The sequence below is a fragment of the Blautia sp. AF32-4BH genome (assembly GCF_003460565.1).
Classification (GTDB): Bacteria; Bacillota; Clostridia; order Lachnospirales; family Lachnospiraceae; genus Fusicatenibacter; species Fusicatenibacter saccharivorans.
In genome coordinates this window covers 13105-14489 of sequence record NZ_QTVL01000025.1, presented here as the reverse complement: position 1 = coordinate 14489, position 1385 = coordinate 13105, and the positions used below count along the sequence as shown (strand labels likewise).

Genomic DNA, 1385 nt, shown 5'->3' with positions numbered 1-1385 from the left:
TATATATATCGCATTTAATCTTTTTATTCTTCATAATCTTCCTCGCAGTATAATTCCGTTTTATTGTCCCAACTTTATTTTAATACTTGTTCCAACTATTTTCAATACTTATTTTCTTATTGACTCATTTCTTTGTCAATCCTATAATTAATACAAAAAAATCCCCTAAGACAATAGGTATTTCACTATCTCTTAGAGGATTTTTCTTTACTTTAAATGGTATCTGGTAATATTTTTCCAGTTTTCCGGGAAACCCATTTTATTCAATAATTCCGTTTCGCTTATATGCTCTACCTCTCTGTTTACTCGGTCAATCTCTTTTATAAGCTTTCTTTTAAATTCCAGAAAATCTTTTCCAGGTAATAGATATCTAAAAGCAATCACCACAGCAAACAAATCCTGTTTTCCTTTTTCATACTGATTCCCACTCTGTGGCAATGAAAGTTTTTTATGAAGCGGTGTATCCGCAATAGCATCTACCGTTCTGTATGTGAACAGTCGTTCTCCATGTGCACATACGTTTCTATACTTCGTGAGAACCGATAGAAACTGCTCCATCTGATGCTGATTCAAAGGTTCAAAGTTTTTTGATACTTTTGATTTTAAGGATTGAGGAAATACTCGGAACATTTTTGATAAATTTCCAAACGTAAGTACATTCGCCAAAACCCATAATGGAATTTCACCATATGTCTTGCGATAATAATTGATATATGTATAATCTGTGGTCGTTGTTGCCCGTTTCAAGGTCGCTATCAACTTTACGATTGTTGCATGATTTCTTTTTGTATGATTATAATTATTAGCATCCAGGTACTGCTTCTGCTCTGCTCCATACATTTCAGTAAAATAGTATGACATCAAAGAACGCATCTGTCGCTCAACCTGCAGTAAATATTTAAAGAACAACTCTCTAAGCTCTGCATCAAACTTATACAGACTGACTATTTCTTCAAAACTTGTTCCTGCTTTATATTTCTTTGTATTCGATATTCTAAAAAGATGTTTATATCCTCCCATAAGAGGAAAATATCCTATTTGGCGTAACATCTCTTCTGCATATTCTCTGTCGTTTATTTTTATTCCCTTTTCGTCACTGATCCAGGAAACCTGATCACTAAAAGAAGAGAATTTTTTCGGTGTCTGCATATCATTTCTCCTTAAAACAAAAGAGGGAGAGACCCGCAGGCTCTCCCCCGCCTGTAGGCTTCGCAAGTTTCTACAGAACGATCACTGAGCTTAGTATACGTCATTTTAAATGTCCTGTCAATACGCCAAAACATTCTTAGCCATACCCGCTCAGAAGTATTCTATGCTGTTTTTTCTTCTTTATTCTGTTTTTCTTCCTCCAACTCCCGGAGGACTTCATCGCCGTACTTATCAAG

Annotated in this window: 1 protein-coding gene; it reads right to left on the bottom strand. The window is 35.1% G+C overall.

The annotated features are described in order from the left end of the window. Positions 1 to 207: 207 nt before the first annotated feature. Positions 208 to 1149: an Abi family protein gene (locus DWZ44_RS17275; protein ID WP_055265600.1), complete on the bottom strand. Its 942-nt coding sequence runs from the start codon at positions 1147 to 1149 to the stop codon at positions 208 to 210. Positions 1150 to 1385: the final 236 nt, after the last annotated feature.